This window comes from Acetobacter nitrogenifigens DSM 23921 = NBRC 105050, assembly GCF_000429165.1.
GTDB classification, from domain to species: domain Bacteria; phylum Pseudomonadota; class Alphaproteobacteria; order Acetobacterales; family Acetobacteraceae; genus Acetobacter; species Acetobacter nitrogenifigens.
The window spans coordinates 310,686-332,226 of sequence record NZ_AUBI01000001.1; the positions used below are offsets into that span (position 1 = coordinate 310,686).

The window sequence follows — 21,541 nt, forward strand, 5'->3', positions numbered from 1 at the left end:
CGCGGCAGGAGAGGTGTCCGCGAAAGGCGTCCTGGACAAGCACAGGACGGGACGGCCGATGAGCGAAGCGCGGGGACGCCGTAGAGACGGTCTTGCATTGTCACGCGCCCTGCCCGACCGAAGTCTTCTGGCTATGGTCGCGGCGATGAGTCTTCTCGCCAGCCTGACCTACGCAGGCGCCGTAGGCGCGCGCGCCTTGTCGTCCCGCTGGGCTGCAGGCGCAGCCAATCTGGTGACTGTGCAGGTGCCGGACCCCGAAAAACTGCCCGCCGACACAGTTTCCGGGTCGGCGGCGAGCGTAAGCAAAGCCACGGCGCACGGCGACGGAGCCTCCAGCGCCTCATCTGCGCTCCCGGCCTCTCAGGTGGAGAAACAGAGCGGCGGGCAGAATGCGGCGAAGCCGGACATGACCCGCGCAGCCGCGATTGAGGCCGTCTTGCAGGCGTCGCCCGACACGCAGCTGGTCCATCGCCTGAACGCCAGCGAAATCGACAAGCTGCTCGCCCCATGGCTCGGCGCAGCCGGAGCGTCCGCACTGCCGCTACCGGCCGTCATAGAGGTTCATCTCTTTCACAGCGCGAAGCTGTCCGCCGACACGATCGCCTCCATCGCCAAAATCGCGCCAGGCTCATTGATCGAACGCAATGACGCTTGGCGTGTGCGCCTTCTCGACATCGCACGCAGCCTTCTGGCCTGTGCTGCACTGGCCATTCTTCTCGTCGGCGCAATCGGGGCGGCCGTCATTGCCATGGCGACACGTCTCGGTCTTGGCGCGCGTCGGGAAAGCATCGAAATCCTGCACGGCCTGGGCGCGGTTGACGGCTATGTGGCGAGCCGCTTCGCCCGCCGCGTAGCCGGACTTTCTCTTGCAGGCGGCATGGCCGGAACCTTGCTCGCGCTTCCGCCCCTGGCCGGGATCGCACGCCTTATGGCGCCGCTCTCGGGCGGCGGAGCCCTAAATTTTGGAAGCGGAGAAACGGGCTTCAGCATAGCCGAAACGATGACCGCGCTCACAACGTTATGGGGGGAGACGCCACCGGCGCTTTTGTGGGGGCTCGGCGTCGTGCCCTTCGCCGCCGCCTTCATCGGCTGGATCACCGCCCAGGTGATGGTCCGCGTATGGCTTCGTCGTCTTCCCTGACCGCGCCGTCCCGACGGCGCGGACCACTATTCCGACTGCTGTCCACGCTCTGCGTCGGGCTACTCGTCTGGGTCGGGGGGTTCGTATGGTTCGCGTTCGACGCTCTGAGACCTGCCGCGCCTCCGCCAGTTTGCGACGGGATCGTAGCCCTCACCGGCGGCACGGGACGGGTGGACGCCTCGATCGACCTCCTGCGCGAAGGATTTGGCAAACGTCTGCTGATTTCCGGCGTCGATCAGCAGGTGCGGCTGAAGGACGTGGCGGCGTCCTTGCAACCGAATCTCGCCGCGCGGATCACACTCGGATGGCGCGCATCGTCCACCGCCGGAAACGCATTCGAGACCGCGACATGGGTGGCCGATCACCATATCAACAGCCTTATTGTCGTTACGGCAGGCTATCATATGCGGCGCGCCCTGCTGGAGTTGTCGCGAACCATGCCGGATCTGGAGCTGCATCCCTTTCCCGTGCAGTCCCCGGCGTTACGTCAGCCGTTCAGGCCTTCGACCCTGCATCTGCTTTTACTGGAATATAACAAACTGCTCTTGGCCTTCGTGGCGCCGGTGCGTTTCTTCCGTCACGCTGCGGACGCTGATTCACCATAGACCTCCCACACGAGCGACGGCGTCGCTTAACCTGGGCACGGCACTTCCCGTCGCCATAGACGACGCAGCAGCCGTCCATCAATAACAGCGAGACCGCAGCCGATCAGCACCGCTCCTGCCAGAGTGTTCCACTTCAGGGTCTCACCAAGCAGAAGCGCGCCCATCGCCAGAGCGCTTACCGGCACGAGGAAGGTCACCAGCACGGCCTGATTGGCGCCGTGGACCGTCAGGATTCTGAAAAAGATCAGATACGCGAGGGCCGTGCTCAGCAACGCTATTCCCAGCCACGCCGCCCATGTTTCCGCGCCAAGCCCCCTCCATGCGGAGAGGCCGTCATGCAGCAGCGCAAGCGGCAAAATCACTAGTGCTGCGCCCGCAAGTTGCCCGGTCGTCAATTGCAGCGGCGCCACTCCGTGCAGCTTGCGCGTCAGGACAGCGCCAATGGCGTAAGAGGTCGTCGCGCCGAGACAGGCCAGTTCCCCCGGCAGCACAGACAGGGACAATCCACTGAGAAGATCTCGCCCGATCAGTACGGCGACCCCACAGAAGGCGCAGGCGATGCCGACGATTTTCCGGCGGGTCAGTCTGTCGTCGCGCGACGACAGATGCATCGCGATCCCTGTAAAAATCGGCGTGGTGGCGTTCAGCGTCGCGGCCACGCCACTGGTCACGAACCGCTCGCTCCACGCGTAGAGGGAGAACGGGATCGCGCAGTTGAACGCGCCCAGAACCAGAAACCAGCCAATTTTTGAGGCGCCAAGAGGAAATTCCCGCCGTCCGACGACAAGAACCGCCAGCAGCGCCACCGCCGCGAAGCCAACACGCCCGAACACGAGCGTCAGGGGTGGCAGAGACGGGGCCAATACCTTGTAGAAGAAGAACGATCCGCCCCACAGAATCGAGAGAAATCCCAGAGTGATCCAGTTCTGCCCGACCTGATGACCCATTTCGCCGCCTGTGGCCGCTCGAGAAGAGACGGCGGTCGCGCGCGACGTTTCCCTGTTCATAAAACGCTTCCGCCTTCCCGCGCGAAACCGCGAAACAGAGAGAAACGACGTCTCTCCGCACATCCGCGACGCCGGACGATCATGGATGAGCGATAACGACCACGCAAGACGCACAAATTCCGTCTGTCACGCATCTCTGACCGACGCACATACTCCGGGAATTTCGCATGTGTAGGTTTCGCGGACGAGGCTGAACGGCTCACCATCGGAACGAAATAACGTGGCCACATGGCGAAGAATTTCAGCAGGCGCAACGATCTGCCGTCCGGTCGGCGGCGCATCGGAGAATGGCCAGGACCAGAGCCATTCCCGGCGAGCCGTGACGCGGGTGAACGCAAGCGCCGCGACCACCCGGCCGAACGGCTCGTCGGACGTATCCAGACTTTCATTCATCCCATCGGTCAGGCGGGATGCGACGTACCAGTTCTCCGCACTCGACAGCACCAACCCGGCGCAAAGCAGGCGAACACGTCGGCAGCGCATCCGCTCCCCTTCAGGCGGCTTGAGAAAAAGCAACGCGTCATCAGGCTGCGCGCAGAACATCTCATCGGTTTTTTCGGCGACAAGCCGCGCGGGAGGCGTCACGCCGTGACCTTCGCACCATCGTTCAAGTGCGCGTGTCGCACTGTCTTCCGCCAGAAGCGCGCAGTCGAAGGCCTCCAGCCGACGTCGGATCATGGCCCTGTCAGCCGCGGTGTCCCGCAGGACGTCTTGTGCGAAGGCTGTCATTCGGCGCCGCTCACCCTGGCTCCAGCACCTGACGCCGGAGTTCGACCCGTCCCGGAGTGGCAAGCAATGGCGTGCCGCTCCATTGGTCCTTCACCGCTTCCATAATCACGACGCCGCCCATGGTCGGTAGCAACGTTCGGCCGGCACGCTCAACGATGACGCCCGGGCGACCGCGAGCAAGGCGCCCGAAAGGCGGTGGATACAGGCCGGTTTGTCGGCGTTCGACATGAAACAGCGCCTGCGAAAGCCTCCGCGCGATCTGCCGCTGCGAGAATGGCGTCCCCTGCCCGAACGGGGTCGCATCGTTGAGCGCCCAGACTCCGCGCCGGTTGGGAACGATCAGCAGCAACTTTCCGTCGTCGCGCAGCAACTTCCAGACGGCGCGCAAGAGCGTCGATGCGGCGTCGGTGGTCTCCAGCGCATGAATGAGCAAGACGCGATCGAACGACAGGTCGTCAAAGGGAAGTTGCGCCGGATCAACCACGCAGTCGTGATCACCGCCCTCCACGGGAGCGCGGGCCGTCAACGGCGTGTTGAGGCGCGCGGATATGGACACCCCCACCCGTTCACGCCATAGCGGCAGGAACGGTGAGGCGAAGCCGAGTCCCAGCAAACGAAGCCCGCTCAGGTCGGGCCACAGTTCGAGGAGCCGCCCTCCCAACACCTCCGCAGCGGCGCCCCCTGCCGAACCCGCATAAAACTCTGACGCCGTACGAACTTCTTGCTGCATGCGGCGTACCCTACCATGAAGGCCGAACCCCGCCGCAACGCCGGAGACACGTCCCATGCCGATCGTTACGTTTCCTGTCCCAGTCTTGAGCGACAATTACGTCTGGTTGCTACGGGACGATGAGACCGGCCAGATCGCCGTGGTCGATCCTGGAGACGCAGCGCCCGTCCGCGCTGCGATCGAAGCCCACGGCGGGCGGCTCGACCTTATCCTGCTCACGCACCATCACGCGGACCATACGGGCGGCGCGACAGCCCTGCGCGACCGGTATGGCGCAAGAATGATCGGTCCAGCCTACGAAGCAGCGCGCCTGCCGCCTCTCGATCTCGCGGTTCAGGACGGCGATTTTGTCGCGTTCGGCGCTTGCGAGGCGCGCGTTATCGCGACGCCGGGACATACCGCCGGGCACATCGCCTACTATTTCGACTCTCCGGCTTCACTTTTCTGCGGCGATACGCTGTTCAGCCTCGGCTGCGGACGTCTTTTCGAAGGCACGGCAGCCGACATGTTCGCAAGCCTCCGCCGTTTCGACGCGCTGCCCGGCGCCACGCTCATCTACTGCGGCCATGAATACACGGAGTCGAACGCGCGCTTCGCCCTACGCGTCGATCCCGACAACTTGGCGCTCACCCACCGGGCCGAGGACGTGCGCGAGCTTCGTTCGCACAACGAACCGACTGTGCCATCCACCATGGAGAGCGAGCGCGCCTGCAACCCCTTCCTGCGGGCGCCCGACGTCGACACGCTGGCGCATCTGCGACGCGAAAAAGACCACGCAAAATAGGCCTCAAGATCAGCTTTTCGAACGTCTGTTTTTTAGTGCGGGGGCGTGGCGTCGAACGCTGCAGACAGATCCGCCAGAGGAACTGCGCCAAGCATCCACATGCCGCCCCGCAAGCGTAGCGGCACGGATATCAACGCCCCGCTTTCACCGGATTCGGACGGCGCGGCGCGTCGTCCCCCGTCGCCTGCGGCAGCGACCGTGACAGGCGGAGCGGTCGCGTCGCTTCCCTGGAAGTCCGCCAATTCCCGATCCAGCAAACTCACGACCCTCGCAAGAGCGGGCGACGCCGCTCCGCCCGCCGCAGCCCTGCGCACCGCAGCCGCAAGGCCGACGCCAACGAGATCGAAATCGCCCGTCCAGTCCAGCCCGCGCACAAGGCGACCCGAAAGCCGCATATTAACCGGGCCAACGGTCCCCCGCGCGAGATGCAGCAGAACCACCTGACTGGACTCATTTCCGCCGATGGACGCAGCCACACGTAGCCCATCGACCTGCTTACCCAGCCCGGGCAGCGCTACGGGCAGATTCAGCCTCTTCACCGAGATGTCCCCGGCCAGCCCCCCGTTCGCATTTCCCCAGGCGAGTCTCGCGTCCAAACCACGCAGTCCGAAGGCAATAAGCTTTGACGACACGGGGCTTCGCTCGATTTCCAACGCCAGATTCGACGCAGTGACGGCCGCGCCCACGCCATCGGCGCTGGCGGCCCTGTGCAAAACAAGCTGAGCGCCATCAGACGTGATGCGCGCTGCGAATAACACGCCCTCCGCATCACCGGGCGACGGCCGAGCGAACAACGCCACAGCTTGCGCGCCTTCAGGAGCGACCGAAACTCTGTGCGAGCGCAGCAAATCAGTGCTTATGTCGAGGCGCTCGGCGGCATAGAGCACGCGCTTTCCATCCAGAACGCCGCTTATCCTTACATTGCGCAGTGTCGCACGGCGGATGATAAGCCCCCCCCACGCAGAGGCACGAGACCAGCTGACAACCCAGCCATGGCGCGCCATATCCTGCCGTCGCGCGTCGAGCGTTGAAAGCGCCGCCCGCTCGCCGCCGGGCATCGGCGTCACCGCGACGACAGACAACGCCAACGTAGACAGGACCACCAAGGGCCAGCGGATTCTCACTTCACATGCCGCCGCATCTTCAGCGGCCAATGCACCGGCGTTGTTACATTTTCTGGCCGCAATTCGCGCCGGACCGGAATCCACTTACCAGATTTTATCCACAGCCCGTCCACACGCTCGTCCCCAATGCCGGTGAAAACGCCGACGCCGTCCTGATGTGACGTCTGGCTATTCCGACGCAAGGGAACGCCAGCCAAAAAACGCGGGCCCAAGCGGCTCTCGAGGGTTTTTTAAGCTCGAAGACATCATTCGCCGGTCACATTCGATCCGGTTTTTCAATGCTCCAAGCTGCAAACCTCGACAGAAAGGCGTCGTTCGCCGCTTTTCTCCCACAGAGTTATCCACAGAACGCTCTTGATCTTTCCAGCCTAGAAGACGTGCATAGCTCACGGCAGGAGATTGCGAACGCATTGGGCTTGGCGCTCCCCGGCTTCACTGCCCTGACCCAACTCGCCTGATCCGTAGCAGTCGTCGTGCGAGGCTTCCGACGCCACTACCGTCGGCCTCCTCGCAACCTGACAACCAACGGCGTCTTTTAAGCGAAATCAGTCCCCTGCATTCGGACCAGTCACTTCCCCAGATGTTTCGCCATCGAAGCGACGCTCTCCCGCGCGCCAGGCCGTCCTGATCTCGCCGAGCAGGTCTCCACGCTTCTCCACCTCCAGTTTCTTGCCAATTACAATGGAGATGACGCCCGGACGCTTGAGAAATCCTTTCCGCCCCCAGTAACGGCCCGAATCGGTCGCGACGGGATAAACCGGAAGCGACGCATGCCGCGCCACGGCGGCGACGCCCGGTTTCAGCGAGACGATCTCGCCGGGCGCGACGCGCGTCCCTTCGGGGAAGATAATGATCTGACGCCCGTTCGCAGCAGCCTTCGCCGTTTCCTTCAACAAGCTGCGCATGGCCTTGGAGCGCGCGCCTCTCTCGACCGGGACCATACCGGTCAGCAGCAGCATCGGTCCGACGAGCGGAATGCGGGTTAGTTCCTGCTTCATCACATAGGCAGGTTTCGGCAGCAGCGTCATCCAGACCAGCGTATCGAAGGCGGATTGATGCTGGGACGCGATCAGAAACGCGCCATCGGCAGGCAGCCTCTGCAGTCCTTCCACCCTGAAGGTCGTCCCGCACAGCACGCGCAAGCCGCCGATCAGCAATCTGCACCAGAGCTTCGCATAGGGGAGCGCCAGGCGAGCGGCGAAAAGCCTGATGGGGAACGCCAGGACGCCCATGACAATCGTAAGCGCGACCAGATAGAGGCTATAAGCCGTGGAGCGAAGCAGGATCATACGGCACCTGACTGAAACCGGATCCCGACACGGGTTCGGACGGGTGTCCCGGCTTTTTGTTACAGAGCGCGCCCTGCCCTTCGCAGCCTTCGGCCCAAGGGAGAATCTGCTCAGGATCAAAGCCGCAGAAACACATGAAAACCATGCGCGGCCTCGGAGAAATAGCGGATGCAGACCAGAAAATCGCGAGCGTCGCAAGCGGGGCGGCTCGACGTCAGCCACGAACGAACACCCCCGACGCACGGCGAGACTTGATTCTCGCAGCGCGAACCGCCAAGAACGCGATCATGTCGCTCATTTCCTCAATCAAGCTCGTAATGGCTCGCCCTCACCCGGAGAGCTATCGGTTTTTGCTGGCCTCCGGCGCGGCGACCGCGCTCGGTCGGTACCTCGGGCGACGGCTGAACTGCCCCGTCCTCCGTGGCGCAGGGACAGCGAGCGGCCTGTTCTTCGCGTTCTGCCTCTATTTCTTCCGTGACCCCCAGCGCACGCCGCCGCCGCGCGAAGGACTGGCCGTGGCGCCGGCTGACGGCCGCGTCGTGTCGGTCGAAAAGGTGGCGCCGCCCGTGGAACTGGCTATGGGCGACACGCCGGTCTGGCGCATCGCCACGTTCCTGTCGGTCCTCGACGTGCACGTGAACCGCTCGCCCGTCGCCGGTTCGGTCGCGCGCGTCGCCTACCACCCCGGCAAGTTTCTGAACGCCAGCCTGGACAAGGCGTCCACCGAAAATGAGCGCAACGCCATCAGCATCGTGCTTCCCGACGGCCGCATGGTCGCCGTGGTGCAGATCGCGGGCCTCATCGCGCGCCGCATCGTCTGCTCGGTGAAGCCGGGCGACGCGCTGGAAGCGGGCGAGCGTTTCGGCCTGATCCGCTTTGGCTCGCGGACGGACCTCTATCTTCCCCCCGGCGTCACCCCGCTGGTCTCGGCCGGTCAGACGATGATCGGGGGCGAGACCGTCATGGCGCAGCTTGACGGATGATCTCGTCCCATGGCCTGCCGACCGCAGCCGGCGCATCGGGCCATGATCCTCGTCACCTCGGAAGACGGCCTTGCATGACGCTGGCCCGACAGGCGCACCGGGCTCGCACGGCGAGAGCATCGTCATGTCGGAACTGACGCAGCAAGCCCGGCTTCGACGCCGGCGCCGTCTTCGGCGGGTCCGGGCCCGGCGCGCGCGGGTTCGGGGGCTTTCATTCAATCGCCTGATACCCAACCTGCTGACCATGCTCGGCCTCTGCGGCGGTCTGATGGGCATGCGTTTCGCACTGGATGGACGGTTTCATGACGCAGCGATCGCGCTTCTGATCTCCGCCGTCATTGATGGGCTGGACGGACGAATCGCGCGCCTGCTGCGCGGCGCGACGCGCTTCGGCGCTGAATTCGACAGCCTTTCCGACTTCCTCTGCTTCGGCGTCGCGCCGTCTTTCGTGCTTTATCTCTGGGCGCTGAAGGATGCAGGGCGATACGCCTTCCTGCCGTGCATCATGTTCACTGTCTGCATGGCGCTACGCCTCGCCCGCTTCAATGCCAGCCTCGATGGAGAGGACGACAAGCCGAAATACGCCAGCAACTTCTTCACCGGCGTTCCCGCGCCAGCGGGCGCAGGACTTGCGCTGTTTCCGCTGTTCCTCGGGCTCGAGGCGAACAAGCTGGGTTATAACGACGTCTACGATCTTACGCGATTGCCGTTCCTGCCCATCGTGACGTTGATCAGCACTGCGTTCTTGCTGGTCTCCACCCTGCCGGTATGGTCGTTCAAGAACTTCAAGATTCCTGCAAAATTCGTACTGCCGGTCATGCTAAGCGCCTGCGCCTACGCCGTCGTTCTTGTGGCCGATCCATGGGGAGCGCTCGCCGCGGCCGGAGTCATTTACGTCGCGCTGTTGCCGCTCAGTCGCCTGAGCTTCCAACGCTTGCGCAAGGCAGCGGAAGAACTGCAGGAAGACCCCGAGGCTGAGGAAGAAGCGCGCCTCGCCGCACGCTGACTTCCGACCACGGGACATCTCCACGCTTCCGGCGCCTGAGCGCCCGGAAGCCCTGGCTTCGCTTCCATTTCTCGACGCGACCGACGGTCCTCACGGGGGCGTCTGTGTGCGATCAGGCCGCCGTGTCTCTGGTCGAGCCACTGCGCGCTCGCGCCGTCACTGCGATCACCGCCCCAAGAATTTCCGAAGGCGTGGGCGGACAACCGGGCACGAACAGATCGACCGACGCGTGATTCTCCAGACCGCCCAACGTGGCGTAGTTTTGCGGGAAAAGCCCTCCGTCGCGCGCGCAGGCCCCGACTGCGATCAAGCCTTTCGGGCGTGGCATCGCCTCCCATGCCGCCCGTATCACGGGCGCCATCATGCGCGAGCAGCCGCCTGTCACCAGCAGCATATCCGCCAGACGCGGCGAAGCGGAGAACTCGACCCCCGCCTCGGCGAGACCATATCCACCCGTCTTCAAAGCCTCGACTTCAAGACCACAAGCCTCACACCCGCCACTGTCGACATGAAACAGGACCAGCGGGGATCGGGAAACGACCGGGGGCAGGGCCGGGCCGGCGGGCGCGACCAGCGCTGTGAAGAGCGCCCGTACCATTGATGAAGACATAGGTCGCCTCCGCCCCAGCTTATCAACATCCGTCAAAGACTTCATTGATCCACCGCCGCCGCCGAGACGCCGAAAGACGCCGTCACGACATCCACATCCAAAGCCCTTGCGCCAACAAGCGCCGCTTCCTGCGCCATCAAGATGGAGGGAGAAGGGTCGGCGATAAAGACCTGTTCCACACGCCCCTTACCCAACCCTACGACATACCAGACAGCGCCATGAGCCGCCTCCACAGCGCCGAACCCCCAACACGGGTCAACCGGCGTGGGGAAGGCGGCGCACAGAGCGTCTGCCTCCTCAGCCAGCAATGTCGCGCCCAGTGAATCGAGAAGCTCCAGACTCTCCAGAATCTCGTCAATCCGAAGGTCGGCGCGCGCACGGGCGTCGCCGCCGGTACGGGCGCAAGGCCGCAACTGCACGGCGCCATAGGCCGCCTGCCCCAGCCTGAGATCGCCACCGCGCCCACAAGCCCGTCCGACGACGCCGCCCAGTCCCAATGCGTCCATTTCCGCACGTCGTGTCATCCCCAGACCGGCAAGGCGCGCGAGCAGTCCCGGCGTCGTGCGCCACACGCCACGCAACGCGGCGACCTCACTGCGGCCGAACGCCGCCAGTTCCTGACACACCCACGCCAGAACCTGCGTTTCCGAGCGCGCGTCCCCGCCGGACGCGGCGCCGCCAATGGCGACCCCACCCGGACATATGCAATCCATCAGCGTGCGCTTGCCCAGCGCCTTGCCACAGAACCTCATGAGCGTTTCCCGTGCCGCGAACAGGCGTGCGCTTACAAGCGCAGCGTCCGCCACCTGCGCCAGGCGCGCGAGCGCGGTCAGATGCGCGGAAACACGTTCGATCTCGCATAACGCCGCCCGCGCGACCTCGGCGATTAGAGGCGTGGCAACGCCTGCCGCCCGCTCCGCCGCCATGCAAAACGCCCATTGATGGGCCGCCGCCATGCTTACCGAAATACGCCCCGCCAGATCCGCCGCCGCCAAAGCAGTGCCGCCGCACATGCGCGAAGCGACCCCGCGGTGGGTGTAGCCGACGCGACTTTCGACAGAAGCCACAGCTGGTCCGGTCGGGCCGGGCGCGACGCCAAGCAGCAAATGCGCAGGGGCAGCGAACCCGCCATTCGCGGGGCCGCGTGTGGCGATAGTCCCGGATCGAACCACCGCATCCGGAAGTTGTCCGAATTCCGGAATCTCGGGCGCGTATGTCGCAGCCCCCGGCCGGGCGGACAGAGGCGCGCTCGCGGTCCATGCGGCATGATCGACAAGCGGGCGCGTATCGCGCGCGTCCATCGCCTCGACGCCCCATAGATCATTGATTCGCCGCTCGAACGACGCGGCGGCCGGGCGCGGCCCCGACAGACCGGGATAACGTGCCCCATCCAGCTTCAGGACGGCCATCAGTGGCCGGTCTCCGCCCTGACGCGGATCGGCGAACAGCGCCTGCACTGTGTCTCCGTCGCACCACAATCCGATGAAGGACAAGGGGTCGGCGGACAAGCTCTCCTGCAAGCCTCGCCATTCCATCTCGTCAAGTTCGAAGCGCCACGACGCGCCGACCGCGCGCCCGGATCGTATCAGCGCAGCGCTGTCACGGAGCCCCTCCGCGTCTTCTTTCGGTGGCGCGCCGAAGGGGATGAGACCGCCATTCATCTCTCCACCCCGTCTGCAAAGCCGCTGACACCCGACCGAGCCACGGCTTGATCGGCGCCCGCTCCACGTCGTCGCGCCATAGCCGGAAACGGCGCCACGACGACCAGGGCCGCCAGCAAGATTGAATGAGCCTGAAGCGCCTGCGTAAGGAGAAGCACCGCGCCGAACGCAGGAAGCACAAGCAGGACTCCCGCCTGCCGTTGCAAGAACGCCGAGACCGGGTCGCCACGACCTGGAACGCCATTCTCCAACAGCCAGGGCGCCGCCAACGTCGGTCCCATGAGAGCCAGCAGCGCGGCGCTCGGGCAACCTGCGGACGCCGCGATCGCCGCAAGCCCGAGACATCCCGACACGACGAGCATCGGTCGCCCGGCTGCCGATCCGCTCACCAGTCGCGCCGCCGATACAACGACGGAAAGGAATCCAGTCACGATCAGAGCGAACGACAGTGGCGCGAACAACGACACGGGTTCCGAGCCCACCTGGACCGTGGCCAGCAGGATCGCCGCCATGCAGAACCTGAACACGCTCAGGACACGCGCCGACGACAGCGTTTCTCGACCCCCGTTACGAAGATATTGCTCCACCACGAACGGCGCGACGGGGAACAGGCCGCCCAGTATAACGAAACCGGCGCCCAACAGGACGGCGCCAGAAGCCGCTACCGGATGCGCCGCCCCTGCAATCGCGGTCAGCGCGCCTACGGCATTCCGGCGAAGAGCGTCCCATCCGGAGAGCGCCGCTCCTCTTCTTCCGTCGTGAAAGACGGTCAGCAACGCCGAGCCCGTAAGCAGCATGGCCAATGCTACCGGCGTCAGAGCCAGAGAAAGCGCGAGGGCCGTGAATCCCGCGCCCCAAAACGAAAGCGCAGGTCCCAGCTTCTCCCGGTCTGACCGGGAGAAGTGCTCGCCACGCTCGTCTCCCGACGCGACCGCCTCTTCGTGAAGCGCGCCTGCCTGAAAAGCGGCAGCTTGAGAAGACAGAGCCCGGGGCGCCGCAGCCAGCAGCTCCATGACCAGCCCGACCGAGACCAGCACGCGTCCCCATATCGCAACCGATCCGGTGTCCACCCACGACATCGACGGACGACCATGCCCGGTCGCAGCGATTATCCCGGCCATTACAGACAAAAGCAGACCGACTGCGGCGACGGGAACTGCAACCGAAACGCTACGCCCCTGCCCGATCGCGCCGAGCGCAATCCCGGCCAGAAAAGGCCAGGCGAGAGCAGCCAGAACCAACAGATCGACCACTTCAGTCATGACGGGGCCTCGGGCTCGTCCCCGACACGACGCAGTGACAGGCGCTCGACAAAACGCAACCCGGCGCCCGACAACGCCAGCATGACCGCGCTCACCGCCCAGATCGGCGGGATCTCTCCACGACAGACGGCCAGCAAGAGCGCGCCATCGCACGCCGCAAGCACGCCGGCGAACTGCCGCAATGGTCCCGCGCCAAGCGCCGCCACCGTCACGCCGACCAGCGTAACCGGGAGCGCCACCCCGGCGCCGCCTCTGATGACGCTGGCGCTCGTCGCTCCGATTGCGGTGGCGACCGGGTCAGAAAAGCTTAACCCCGCTCCGACGACCAGCAGCAGCGCCAATCCGAACGTCGCAACCGAACGGCCTGTCACGACAGACGAAACGGAGGCGTAGCCACGCAGACGCCACGCCGGAACGCCGCCCGCAAGCAGCGCCGCAGCGGCGGCGAACCACAGCGCAAAGACGTCCGGAGAGCGGAAATCGAACGAAGCGTCGATAACCAGCAACGCCGTCGCCACGGCCAGAACGGGCGCGGCGGCGAAACCGACCAGTACGAGAGCCAGAGAGGCCAGTTCAAGGAGGGCGAGCACGATGCTCATCGAGAGGCGCTTCCTGCAGCGTCGGGGGCGGCCCACGTTTCCGAAGACGGTTCTGACGGCGTAGCCGCCAGTTGCAGGGCCAACACCGCGAGCACGAGCGCCAGACCGCCACGCAGTCGCGCAGTCGCCACCGGACCGAAAGCGATCGCGCGGGCCGACGCCAGCACACAGGCGACGACCGCCGCCCGCGCCAGCCAGAACGCCGCCGTCAGACCACAATCGCCAAACCAGACGAACTGCGCTGAAACGCTCGCCCCCGAGACTGGCGGCGCGGCAAGCGCGCGCGGCCACGCGAGATCGCCCGCAAGTGTGATCCACGTGAGGTCGAGCACATCGCTCGCAAGCATCAGCATCGCACGTTCGCTCCCCTGAGCTTCAAGAGGCTCTGACACTCCCCACGTCGGCCCTATGGCGAGCAACGCGACCCCGGCGAGCAGGAACGCTCCCCGTGGAGCAGTTTCATCCTCACGCAGCCCTGCCAGAACCGCATCCAGATCCGTCGTAACGCCAGTGGCGAAAAGAAGCGCCACGATCAGCAGCAACGCAGGCGCCGCTGTCGCTCCAGCCGCGAGACGCAGCATGGCGCCTCCTGAAATCTCCGCCGGGTCGTTCAAGGCGGGCAGTTGGACAAGAAACCGTGCGGCCGCCAGAAGGCCGCCGATCATCAGGATATCGGCAGAACCGGCGGGCGTCAGATGAACCGAGAAGGCCGGAGCCAGACAAGCCGCCGTTATCGCCGCCCCGCAAGCCAACGGAGCAGCAGCGACAAGAAGTGGGTTCGAGGGAATGATGTCTGAAAAATCAACCGAGGGCGTGCGCCACGCAGACACAATCCGCCGCCAGCGCAGAAGCGACGACGGAGCCCCCCCGCCGGTCAGACGCGCGGCGAAATGATCGCGCACTCCGGCGATCAGCGGCGCGGTGAGAACCACCGCAGCCAGTTGCGCCGCCAGCACGATCAGGGAGAGAAACAGATGCATCGCCGTCATCCCCAGAGCGCCCCTATGATCAGGCCCAATCCCGCCAGCGCGAGAGCGATGGCGAGCCCCTGATCCTCGACGCGCGATACACGAACGGACAATATGCGGACGCCTGTGATCAGCAGCCGCGCCTGCCGACGGAGGCCTCTGCGCCATGTCGCGCCGCAGCCCGGCCAGAGCAGCACGCGGGCCAGATCGCCCTGCATGGAGAGGGAAGGCCATATACGCGGCTCGCCAAAAGGCAACCAGGAAGCGCGGGTCTTCATGCCGCCGGCCCACGGCGCCGATTGCGACGATCCCCGTTCAGCCAGAAAGGCGGCGCCGAAGCGTGATCCGGACGCATCTTCCATCGGGCTTTGTCTGGCAGGCCGGACCTTGGCGATGCGCGCCAGGCTGGCCGCGAAGACCACGCAGACGAACAGCGCCAGCGGCGTAAACCGCGAAAGGCCGTCCGGCGCGATCAGGCTCAGCAACTGCGTCTGATCGGTGAACCCGGCGCCGCCTGAAAATGCGCGCAGAACCGGCCGGGCCGCGAAGAAAAGAACGCCCGGCGCGAGCGCCGCCGCCATGGTGAGGCCCAGGCCACAAAGAACAGGCGTAGCCTCGGGCCACGCAACGTCCTGCGTCGCCGCCATGCGTGGCGTCCGCGCGCCGCCCAACAGGGTCTGTGTCGCAACACGGGCGGAGGCGAGTCCAGCCAACCCGACGAGCGCCCCGAAACAGGCCAGCGTCAGCAGGAATGGCGTCTTTGCAGCAAGGGAATCGCCAGCCGGCGATTCGAGAACGATTTCAGTCTCCAGCCAAAGGAGGGAAAACGCCCCCGAAGGCGGCAGGAAGGAGACAAGAAACAGCGCGCCCGCGAACAGACTGGCGAGGCGAGGCGCGAAAAGCGGCAGACCCCCGAGCCGATCCAGGTGATCAGACCCGGCGCGTGCGGTGACCGCATCCCCCAGCGCCAACAACACGGCGGCGGCAGGCCACACGGTCACAAGCCCGAGCACGAAAGCCTTCTCCGCCGTGCTGGCGGACAGCGCCATGTCCGCCGCTCTCGCCTGAGCGGCCAATGCGGCGGCAACGAGCATGAAAGCGAAAACAATCGACGCCAGAGACAAAAGAGCCTCGCTTAGCGTTCGGCAGGCCAACGCACGCACGGCCCTCCATGCGCCGACCACAAGCGCGCCGGCCATCAGAAGCGCAGTCGGGCCTGCTGCGAGCGGCTCAGCGTGCTGCAATACGCTACGTGACGCCACAAGGAGGGCAAGGCTCATGACGAGCAGATGCGACCGGTCGACCCGCTTCGTCCCGCCCCCTGACACGCACAGCAAGAGGGCGCCGCAAATCAGCCAGTCCGACCGCCACAGGCAGGCGGCGCCCAGCAGCAACGCGGGCGCGGCGACGTCGCCACCGCCGCGGGACGGCCTGGCGGCGACCAGAACCGCACCCGACACGACGAAAGCGAGCAAAACGGGATCAACGCAAAACGTGGCCAGGCACGCCAGAGCGTAACCCCAATCAGTACGGTCTCGCGCTCCGGCCGAAGTTGCGGCGGCATGAGACGCTCCGGCCAGAGCCAAGGGAACGAGCGCCAGAGGAAAGAGAAACAACGCGCCAATTGCGTCAGGCCGCGCAAAAGCGGCGCCCGAAGGAAACGGCCAGACCGCAACGGCGGGAAACGCCGCACAACAGACGCCACATAATGGCGCCGCGACCCACAGGGCGACGGAGATCGTTACGAGCCGGGCGTGCACCGCACGATTATCGGCGAGGATGCAGGCTGCGACCGCAAACGCGAAGGGAAGGAAAGTGAGTATTGGTGGTGGTCCGGTCGAAAAGCGCGTGACGTGTTCGGCGTGATCCTAGAGCATCGTCGAGCCGGACGGAATCTGTCGGGACGAGAAACTGATCGCGCAGCCAAAGAAGTTGGCGCCCGGACCCGCGCCTCAAGCCCGCGACGATACGCCTGGTTTCCTAACAACGCCTTTCGATGTCCGTTGGGTTGACCTCAGATTACGGATCCGACGTGTTGAGGCGCGGCCCGCCTTCTCAAAAGAAGCAGCGCCCCCCTACCCTCGGGCTCCGACGTGGCCTCACCCTGCGGAGGCTCGCCAAAAAATCTCCAGAGCATGCCGAGGCCGCGCGTCCGTGGCTGCCGTCTGGAAAAACCTTTCTGGAAACGCTCCGAAACGCAGTTGCGCACAGACTAGTGGGGCGTCTCAGCCCTTGCGCAGCGCCCACGGGGCGGCGGGTTTGCCAGGAGCGCCACGCTTGCCGAGCCATTGCTTCAGGTCCTCGAAGCCGCGCGGCCGTGCGGCGCCCGCCCAGAGCAGTCCCGTTTCAGCGGAGAAGGTCGCCGCCTGCTTCAATCCGCCATCCGCATATTTCTGCAGCGCGACGCCGAGGCCACGGGCCATGACCGGCATCTGGTCGAGCGGGAAAATCAGGAAGCGACGGTTGGTTCCCAGCACCGCGACGTGATCGCCCTCGACTGCGGAGCAGACAGCGGCGCTTTCGTCGCCCTTGAGGTTCAGCACCTGTCGCCCGCTACGCTTTTCTGCTGCGAGATCAGCGTCCGCAACCAGCATGCCGCGTCCGGCGCTGGAGGCCACCAGCCATTTTTCATGAACGCCCAGCGGGAAGACGGCGAGGATGTCCTCGTCGTTCGAAAGATCCATCATCAAACGAACTGGCTGCCCGTCGCCGCGGCCACGCGGCAGGTCGGCGGCGTTGACCGTGTAGGCGCGCCCATCCGTCGCAAAGAAGCAGATCCGGTCCGTGCTCTGGCACGGCAGGGCCAGACGCAGCGAATCGCCCTCCTTGAACTTCTGCGCCGCAGCGTCGATTCCATGCCCCTTGACCGCCCGGACCCACCCTTTTTCGGACAGGATCAGGGTCAGCGGCTCGCGCTCGATCATGGTGGCTGCGGAGATGTCGATTTTCTCCGGCGCCGCAGCCAGCGTGCTGCGCCGGGCGCCGAGCGCGCCGGAGCCAAACGCCTTGCCGATCGCCTTCACCTCGTTGGCGATGTTCGCCCAGCGCAGCGTGACGTCGCCGAGCAGCGCCTTCAGAGAATCTCGTTCAGCGCTTAGAGACCCATGCTCCTTGCGGATCTCGATCTCTTCGAGCTTGCGCAGGCTGCGCAGGCGCATGTTCAGGATCGCTTCCGCCTGAACCTCTGTCAGGCTGAACGCCGCCATCAGACCGGCGCGGGCGTCGTCTTCCTCGCGGATGATGCGGATCACCTCGTCGAGGTTCGCGTAGACGGCGAGGAAACCCTCCAGAATCTCGATCCGGCGCTCAACTGCGGCCAGGCGATGGCGGCTGCGGCGCTCCAGAACCTCATGCCGGTGATCGAGCCATGCGCGCAGGACCTGCCGCAGGCCAAGCACGCCGGGCGCGCGGTCGGGACCGAGCACGTTCATGTTCAGCGGGAAACGGCTTTCCAGCGCGGTGGCGCGGAACATCGTCTCCATCAGGACCTCGGCATCCACGGCGCGGGTCTTGGGCTCGAGGATCAGGCGGATGTCCTCGGCGCTTTCGTCGCGCACGTCGCCGAGCAGCGGCAGTTTCTTTTGCTCGATCAGATCCGCGATCTGCTCGATCAGGCGCGACTTCTGCACCTGATACGGAATTTCGGTGACCACGATCTGCCAGGTTCCGAAGCGTCCCTGCTCGACCGCCCAGCGCGCGCGGATGCGAAAGCCGCCACGGCCGGTTTCATACGCCTGCAGGATCGCCGCAGGTTCTTCGACGATCAGACCGCCCGTCGGGAAATCCGGGCCGGGCATGTGCTGCAGCAACTCGGCGGTCGTCGCGTCCGGCTTGCGGATCAGCAGCGCGGCGGCGGCGCAGATTTCTCCTGCGTTGTGCGGCGGGATGCTGGTGGCCATGCCGACGGCGATGCCCGCTGCGCCGTTGGCTAGCAGGTTCGGAAAGGCTGCCGGAAGCACGACGGGTTCGCTTTCTTCCCCGTCATAGGTCGGGCGAAAATCGACGGCGTCGTCGGCGATGCCTTCCAGCAGCGCCTGCGCCACCTTCGTCAGGCGCGCTTCGGTGTATCGCATGGCCGCCGCGTTATCGCCGTCGACCGAACCGAAATTTCCCTGCCCTTCGACGAGCGGGAAACGCACGGCGAAATCCTGCGCAAGACGCACCAGCGCCTCGTAGACCGAAGCGTCGCCATGCGGGTGGTATTTACCGATTACGTCGCCGACGACGCGTGCACACTTTTTAAACCCGGATGTGGGATCGAGGCGAAGCTGATGCATCGCGTACACGAGACGCCGATGCACCGGCTTCAGCCCGTCGCGCACGTCGGGAAGCGACCGGGACATGATGGTGGACATGGCGTAGGCCAGGTACCGCTCGCTCAGCGCGTCGGCGAGCTTCGTATCCTCAATATGGCCTTCGAACGTGTCACTCATACCGGTCCTCCATGGGCGCCACACATAACGGAGAGCCACGTTTTGGCCAACACGCCCTGTCGCCGCACAACGCGATCAGAACGCATCCACGCCCTGTCGCTGCAAACGGCGTTGCCGCTGGCGACGCTCGTCACGCTGAGCGCGTGCTCCCCGGCCGCGCCATTTCTGAAGACTGGAGATGAACTCGCGCATAGCGGTTTCACCGCCCATTACGCCGACACGACCGAACGCTACGCCATGATGAACCTGTTGCCTGCGGGCATGCTGACATACCGACCGACTGCGACAGGGCCGGTTTATCTCTATGCTGACCGGCTCGGGTGCGGTTGCGTCTATATGGGCGGACGCTCCGCGTTCGCCGAGTATTCACGCGGGCATCAGGCGCCCGCCTACGCCGCCATGACCGCGGAACTCAACCAGCATCCGGGATGGGACTGGAGCGTATGGTCAGGCAACGCCGATCCGGGACCGTCTCAGCCACGGCATGTCATCGGCGCAGAGTGGTGAGGACGTGCCAGAGCTTTCACAATCGCCTCCTTGCCGGTAGATTGAAAACAGACCGTCTAAAGAAAAAACAAAAAACAGTTACGGGAGAATTTCATGAAATTGGGCGCATTGCTGGGAGTCATGCTCGCTGTCGGCGTCACAGTTTCCTCCGCTCAGGCAGACCCCGCGACGTTCAATACCTATTCAACGGACCCACACTGGTCCGCGCGACTGAACGCAATGTTTGGAAAGACGTCCAAACCAGACTGGCTGAAAAACGCCACGTCATCCGAAGCCGTGTCTGTCACGATGGACGGCAAGCCATATACGGTGCTGCTTGCATGCAAACGACATGATTGCGGCAATCATCAACTCGCCATTCTCTTCGACAATGCGACGATTTATGGCTTGCGCTTTGAGGCTACGAACGGCGTCCCCAAAGAAACGCTGACGTGGTTCAATATCGGCGGCGGACCAGAGAGCATCGACGGGAAAACGATCCTTTACGCGGCGATCACCGGCAGTCTTTTCAATCACCCTGAGGCGTTCGCCTTTCCGGCAGAAAAATAGACGCCTCACTCTCCGAGCCAAGGCCTAAAACCCGAGAGCGAACGGCTTTATTCAGCGGCGGCCGCAAAAGCCTCGTGGGATGCCGTTTTCTTTTCGAAATACGCATGCGCGTCCCCCCAATGTTTCAACGCCATGATGACGGGCTCCAGAGATCGTCCGCGCTCAGTCAGGCTGTACTCCACTTTGGGAGGCACTTCCGCATAAACCGTCCGCAGCACGAAGCCGTCCTGCTCCAGTTCACGTAGCTGTGCTGTCAGCATACGCTGCGTGACGTTCGGCAAAAGCTTGCGAATTGCGTTGAAGCGCAACGTTCCTTGCAGAAGGTGAAAGAGAATGACGCCCTTCCACTTTCCGTCGATCAGTTCGAGCGTCGCCTCCACAGCGCAACCCGGGCTGCAGTCCAGTTGTTTATGGCGGATACGGGGCATGACGGTATCATTTCCGATACTATGGGCGTTATATGTGCGTTCTTGCAGAGAGTGATGATAGCGCCCCATCTTCATTTCATACAATGATGGAGCAGAAATCATGCGTGCCGTTGGTTATCAGTCTTCCCTCCCAATCGACGCCCCCAGCGCACTGGAGGACATCGAACTTCCCACGCCCACCCCGACCGGGCGCGACCTTCTGGTCGAAATCCGTGCAATTTCTGTCAATCCCGTCGACGCCAAGGTACGAAAAAGCGCCGCGCCCGCACCGGGCCAGTGGCGTGTTCTCGGCTGGGACGCCGCCGGTGTCGTCACGGCGATAGGCCCAGAGGTGCGTGATTTCGCGGTAGGAGATGAGGTCTTCTACGCTGGGTCGCTGCCGCGACCGGGCACGAACGCCGAGTTTCATCTGGTCGATGAACGCATTGTCGGGCGCAAACCAAAATCACTGGACTGGGCGCAGGCCGCGGCCCTCCCGCTGACTGCGATCACGGCCTGGGAAATGCTGTTTGATCGCCTCGATATTAGGCGGAACGTGCCCGGAACGACGCCAACCCTGCTGATCATCGGCGGCGCGGGCGGCGTCGGCTCGATCGCGATCCAGCTGGCGCGCGCCCTGACGGACGTGACCGTCATAGCCACCGCCTCACGTCCGGAAACACAGGAATGGGTCCGTAGCCTTGGCGCGCATCATGTGGTCGACCATCGTTCGCCCCTCGCCGCGCAGATCGCAAGCCTTCCGACTGGCGCTCCAGGGTTCGTGTTCTCTACGACCCAAACGGACCAACACTATGCCGATATCGTGGAACTGCTGGCGCCGCAGGGGCATTTCGGATTGATCGACGATCCGCAGACGCTCGACGCAATGCCGTTCAAGCGCAAGAGTTTGTCGCTCCACTGGGAACTGATGTTCACCCGCCCCATGTACGGCACAGCCGATATGGCCGAGCAGGGCAAGCTTCTGAACGAGGTCTCTGCTCTGGTGGACAGCGGCCGCATCCGCACGACGCTGGGCGAGAATTTTGGCCCGATCAACGCAAGCAATTTGCGTCGGGCTCACGCTCTTATCGAAAGCGGTCAGGCGAAGGGAAAAATCGTTCTCTCAGGCTTCGGCGTGTGAAAGGCG

The 21,541-nt window shown here is 64.5% G+C and carries 23 protein-coding genes; 9 read left to right on the top strand and 14 right to left on the bottom strand.

All coding sequences use genetic code 11. The features are described 5' to 3' along the window. Positions 1-58 precede the first annotated feature (58 nt). Both G442_RS0101425 and G442_RS0101430 read left to right on the top strand, forming a co-directional pair. Positions 59-1,141: a cell division protein FtsX gene (locus tag G442_RS0101425; protein WP_026396551.1), complete on the top strand. Its 1,083-nt coding sequence runs from the start codon at positions 59-61 to the stop codon at positions 1,139-1,141. After that, the gene (locus G442_RS0101430; protein WP_026396552.1) at positions 1,120-1,746 is read left to right on the top strand and encodes a YdcF family protein; all 627 of its coding nucleotides are present in this window, start codon (positions 1,120-1,122) and stop codon (positions 1,744-1,746) included. The genes G442_RS0101425 and G442_RS0101430 overlap by 22 nt, the downstream gene beginning before the upstream one ends. A 26-nt stretch (positions 1,747-1,772) precedes the next feature. On the opposite strand, the gene G442_RS20345 is transcribed toward G442_RS0101430, so the two are convergent. The 3 genes from G442_RS20345 to G442_RS20350 all read right to left on the bottom strand — a co-directional run bounded on the left by G442_RS20345 (position 1,773) and on the right by G442_RS20350 (position 4,212). After that, complete coding sequence (locus G442_RS20345; RefSeq protein WP_051291795.1) at positions 1,773-2,753, bottom strand: DMT family transporter; 981 nt, start codon at positions 2,751-2,753, stop codon at positions 1,773-1,775. Between the two features lie 126 nt (positions 2,754-2,879). Further along, positions 2,880-3,482 carry a hypothetical protein gene (locus G442_RS0101440; protein ID WP_026396553.1) on the bottom strand — a complete coding sequence of 201 codons (603 nt, stop codon included), beginning with the start codon at positions 3,480-3,482 and terminating at the stop codon, positions 2,880-2,882. 10 nt (positions 3,483-3,492) lie between these two features. Next, on the bottom strand, positions 3,493-4,212 hold the full coding sequence (locus G442_RS20350; RefSeq protein ID WP_456303698.1) for a methyltransferase domain-containing protein: 720 nt from the start codon (positions 4,210-4,212) through the stop codon (positions 3,493-3,495). A 55-nt stretch (positions 4,213-4,267) separates the two neighbouring features. Here G442_RS20350 and gloB point away from each other — a divergent pair, with 55 nt between their 5' ends. Beyond that, entirely contained in the window at positions 4,268-4,996 is a 729-nt protein-coding gene (gene gloB, locus G442_RS0101450; RefSeq protein ID WP_026396554.1) for a hydroxyacylglutathione hydrolase, read from the top strand. Between the two features lie 32 nt (positions 4,997-5,028). Here gloB and G442_RS0101455 read toward each other — a convergent pair whose 3' ends face one another. Both G442_RS0101455 and G442_RS0101460 read right to left on the bottom strand, forming a co-directional pair. Then, positions 5,029-6,102 (bottom strand): hypothetical protein, encoded by a 1,074-nt coding sequence (locus G442_RS0101455; protein WP_035376003.1) that lies wholly within the window; start codon positions 6,100-6,102, stop codon positions 5,029-5,031. A 14-nt stretch (positions 6,103-6,116) separates the two neighbouring features. Beyond that, positions 6,117-6,302, bottom strand: coding sequence for a hypothetical protein (locus G442_RS0101460; protein ID WP_154660334.1), 186 nt, complete (start codon positions 6,300-6,302; stop codon positions 6,117-6,119). A gap of 96 nt (positions 6,303-6,398) precedes the next feature. Here G442_RS0101460 and G442_RS0101465 point away from each other — a divergent pair, with 96 nt between their 5' ends. Next, positions 6,399-6,578 (top strand): hypothetical protein, encoded by a 180-nt coding sequence (locus G442_RS0101465; RefSeq protein WP_026396557.1) that lies wholly within the window; start codon positions 6,399-6,401, stop codon positions 6,576-6,578. 87 nt (positions 6,579-6,665) lie between these two features. Here G442_RS0101465 and G442_RS20355 read toward each other — a convergent pair whose 3' ends face one another. After that, positions 6,666-7,409 carry a lysophospholipid acyltransferase family protein gene (locus G442_RS20355; RefSeq protein ID WP_051291796.1) on the bottom strand — a complete coding sequence of 248 codons (744 nt, stop codon included), beginning with the start codon at positions 7,407-7,409 and terminating at the stop codon, positions 6,666-6,668. A 134-nt stretch (positions 7,410-7,543) separates the two neighbouring features. Here G442_RS20355 and G442_RS0101475 point away from each other — a divergent pair, with 134 nt between their 5' ends. Together G442_RS0101475 and G442_RS0101480 are read left to right on the top strand one after the other, a co-directional pair. Then, a complete protein-coding gene (locus G442_RS0101475; protein ID WP_264801516.1) occupies positions 7,544-8,392 on the top strand; it encodes a phosphatidylserine decarboxylase in 849 nt (282 codons plus the stop codon). 124 nt (positions 8,393-8,516) lie between these two features. Beyond that, positions 8,517-9,398 (top strand): CDP-alcohol phosphatidyltransferase family protein, encoded by an 882-nt coding sequence (locus G442_RS0101480; protein ID WP_026396559.1) that lies wholly within the window; start codon positions 8,517-8,519, stop codon positions 9,396-9,398. Positions 9,399-9,510: 112 nt separating this feature from the next. On the opposite strand, the gene G442_RS0101485 is transcribed toward G442_RS0101480, so the two are convergent. The 7 genes from G442_RS0101485 to parC all read right to left on the bottom strand — a co-directional run bounded on the left by G442_RS0101485 (position 9,511) and on the right by parC (position 18,931). Beyond that, positions 9,511-10,008 (bottom strand): NADH-quinone oxidoreductase subunit B family protein, encoded by a 498-nt coding sequence (locus G442_RS0101485; protein ID WP_026396560.1) that lies wholly within the window; start codon positions 10,006-10,008, stop codon positions 9,511-9,513. A gap of 41 nt (positions 10,009-10,049) precedes the next feature. After that, positions 10,050-11,669, bottom strand: a complete 1,620-nt coding sequence (locus tag G442_RS20360; RefSeq protein WP_051291797.1) for an NADH-quinone oxidoreductase subunit D-related protein — start codon at positions 11,667-11,669, stop codon at positions 10,050-10,052. Beyond that, positions 11,666-12,931 carry a hypothetical protein gene (locus G442_RS24810; protein ID WP_026396561.1) on the bottom strand — a complete coding sequence of 422 codons (1,266 nt, stop codon included), beginning with the start codon at positions 12,929-12,931 and terminating at the stop codon, positions 11,666-11,668. Before G442_RS24810 ends, G442_RS20360 begins: the two co-directional genes overlap by 4 nt. Continuing rightward, on the bottom strand, positions 12,928-13,530 hold the full coding sequence (locus G442_RS0101500) for a hypothetical protein (protein ID WP_026396562.1): 603 nt from the start codon (positions 13,528-13,530) through the stop codon (positions 12,928-12,930). Before G442_RS0101500 ends, G442_RS24810 begins: the two co-directional genes overlap by 4 nt. Next, a complete protein-coding gene (locus G442_RS20365) occupies positions 13,527-14,519 on the bottom strand; it encodes a hypothetical protein (RefSeq protein WP_051291798.1) in 993 nt (330 codons plus the stop codon). Before G442_RS20365 ends, G442_RS0101500 begins: the two co-directional genes overlap by 4 nt. Further along, on the bottom strand, positions 14,516-16,258 hold the full coding sequence (locus G442_RS0101510) for a hypothetical protein (protein ID WP_026396563.1): 1,743 nt from the start codon (positions 16,256-16,258) through the stop codon (positions 14,516-14,518). Before G442_RS0101510 ends, G442_RS20365 begins: the two co-directional genes overlap by 4 nt. 465 nt (positions 16,259-16,723) lie before the next feature. Further along, entirely contained in the window at positions 16,724-18,931 is a 2,208-nt protein-coding gene (gene parC, locus G442_RS0101515; RefSeq protein WP_026396564.1) for a DNA topoisomerase IV subunit A, read from the bottom strand. A 42-nt stretch (positions 18,932-18,973) separates the two neighbouring features. On the opposite strand from parC, the gene G442_RS0101520 reads away from it, so the two are divergent. Beyond that, the gene (locus G442_RS0101520; RefSeq protein WP_246789286.1) at positions 18,974-19,438 is read left to right on the top strand and encodes a hypothetical protein; all 465 of its coding nucleotides are present in this window, start codon (positions 18,974-18,976) and stop codon (positions 19,436-19,438) included. Between the two features lie 93 nt (positions 19,439-19,531). Further along, positions 19,532-19,987: an Ivy family c-type lysozyme inhibitor gene (locus tag G442_RS0101525; protein WP_026396566.1), complete on the top strand. Its 456-nt coding sequence runs from the start codon at positions 19,532-19,534 to the stop codon at positions 19,985-19,987. A gap of 47 nt (positions 19,988-20,034) precedes the next feature. On the opposite strand, the gene G442_RS20370 is transcribed toward G442_RS0101525, so the two are convergent. After that, positions 20,035-20,415: a winged helix-turn-helix transcriptional regulator gene (locus G442_RS20370; RefSeq protein WP_174766877.1), complete on the bottom strand. Its 381-nt coding sequence runs from the start codon at positions 20,413-20,415 to the stop codon at positions 20,035-20,037. A gap of 100 nt (positions 20,416-20,515) precedes the next feature. Here G442_RS20370 and G442_RS0101535 point away from each other — a divergent pair, with 100 nt between their 5' ends. After that, complete coding sequence (locus G442_RS0101535; protein ID WP_026396567.1) at positions 20,516-21,535, top strand: zinc-binding alcohol dehydrogenase family protein; 1,020 nt, start codon at positions 20,516-20,518, stop codon at positions 21,533-21,535. Positions 21,536-21,541 lie beyond the last annotated feature (6 nt).

Excerpts from the sequence above, each read along its gene's own strand:
- gloB (WP_026396554.1), top strand. The coding sequence starts at position 4,268 with ATGCCGATCGTTACGTTTCCTGTCCCAGTCTTGAGCGACAATTACGTC.
- G442_RS0101465 (WP_026396557.1), top strand. The coding sequence starts at position 6,399 with ATGCTCCAAGCTGCAAACCTCGACAGAAAGGCGTCGTTCGCCGCTTTT.
- G442_RS24810 (WP_026396561.1), bottom strand. The coding sequence starts at position 12,931 with ATGACTGAAGTGGTCGATCTGTTGGTTCTGGCTGCTCTCGCCTGGCCT.
- G442_RS0101525 (WP_026396566.1), top strand. The coding sequence starts at position 19,532 with ATGAAATTGGGCGCATTGCTGGGAGTCATGCTCGCTGTCGGCGTCACA.
- G442_RS0101500 (WP_026396562.1), bottom strand. The coding sequence starts at position 13,530 with ATGAGCATCGTGCTCGCCCTCCTTGAACTGGCCTCTCTGGCTCTCGTA.
- G442_RS20350 (WP_456303698.1), bottom strand. The coding sequence starts at position 4,212 with ATGCAGCAAGAAGTTCGTACGGCGTCAGAGTTTTATGCGGGTTCGGCA.
- G442_RS0101535 (WP_026396567.1), top strand. The coding sequence starts at position 20,516 with ATGCGTGCCGTTGGTTATCAGTCTTCCCTCCCAATCGACGCCCCCAGC.
- G442_RS20345 (WP_051291795.1), bottom strand. The coding sequence starts at position 2,753 with ATGAACAGGGAAACGTCGCGCGCGACCGCCGTCTCTTCTCGAGCGGCC.
- G442_RS0101485 (WP_026396560.1), bottom strand. The coding sequence starts at position 10,008 with ATGTCTTCATCAATGGTACGGGCGCTCTTCACAGCGCTGGTCGCGCCC.
- G442_RS0101425 (WP_026396551.1), top strand. The coding sequence starts at position 59 with ATGAGCGAAGCGCGGGGACGCCGTAGAGACGGTCTTGCATTGTCACGC.
- G442_RS20365 (WP_051291798.1), bottom strand. The coding sequence starts at position 14,519 with ATGACGGCGATGCATCTGTTTCTCTCCCTGATCGTGCTGGCGGCGCAA.
- parC (WP_026396564.1), bottom strand. The coding sequence starts at position 18,931 with ATGAGTGACACGTTCGAAGGCCATATTGAGGATACGAAGCTCGCCGAC.
- G442_RS0101480 (WP_026396559.1), top strand. The coding sequence starts at position 8,517 with ATGTCGGAACTGACGCAGCAAGCCCGGCTTCGACGCCGGCGCCGTCTT.
- G442_RS20370 (WP_174766877.1), bottom strand. The coding sequence starts at position 20,415 with ATGCCCCGTATCCGCCATAAACAACTGGACTGCAGCCCGGGTTGCGCT.
- G442_RS0101440 (WP_026396553.1), bottom strand. The coding sequence starts at position 3,482 with ATGACAGCCTTCGCACAAGACGTCCTGCGGGACACCGCGGCTGACAGG.
- G442_RS20360 (WP_051291797.1), bottom strand. The coding sequence starts at position 11,669 with ATGAATGGCGGTCTCATCCCCTTCGGCGCGCCACCGAAAGAAGACGCG.
- G442_RS20355 (WP_051291796.1), bottom strand. The coding sequence starts at position 7,409 with ATGATCCTGCTTCGCTCCACGGCTTATAGCCTCTATCTGGTCGCGCTT.
- G442_RS0101430 (WP_026396552.1), top strand. The coding sequence starts at position 1,120 with ATGGCTTCGTCGTCTTCCCTGACCGCGCCGTCCCGACGGCGCGGACCA.
- G442_RS0101475 (WP_264801516.1), top strand. The coding sequence starts at position 7,544 with ATGAAAACCATGCGCGGCCTCGGAGAAATAGCGGATGCAGACCAGAAA.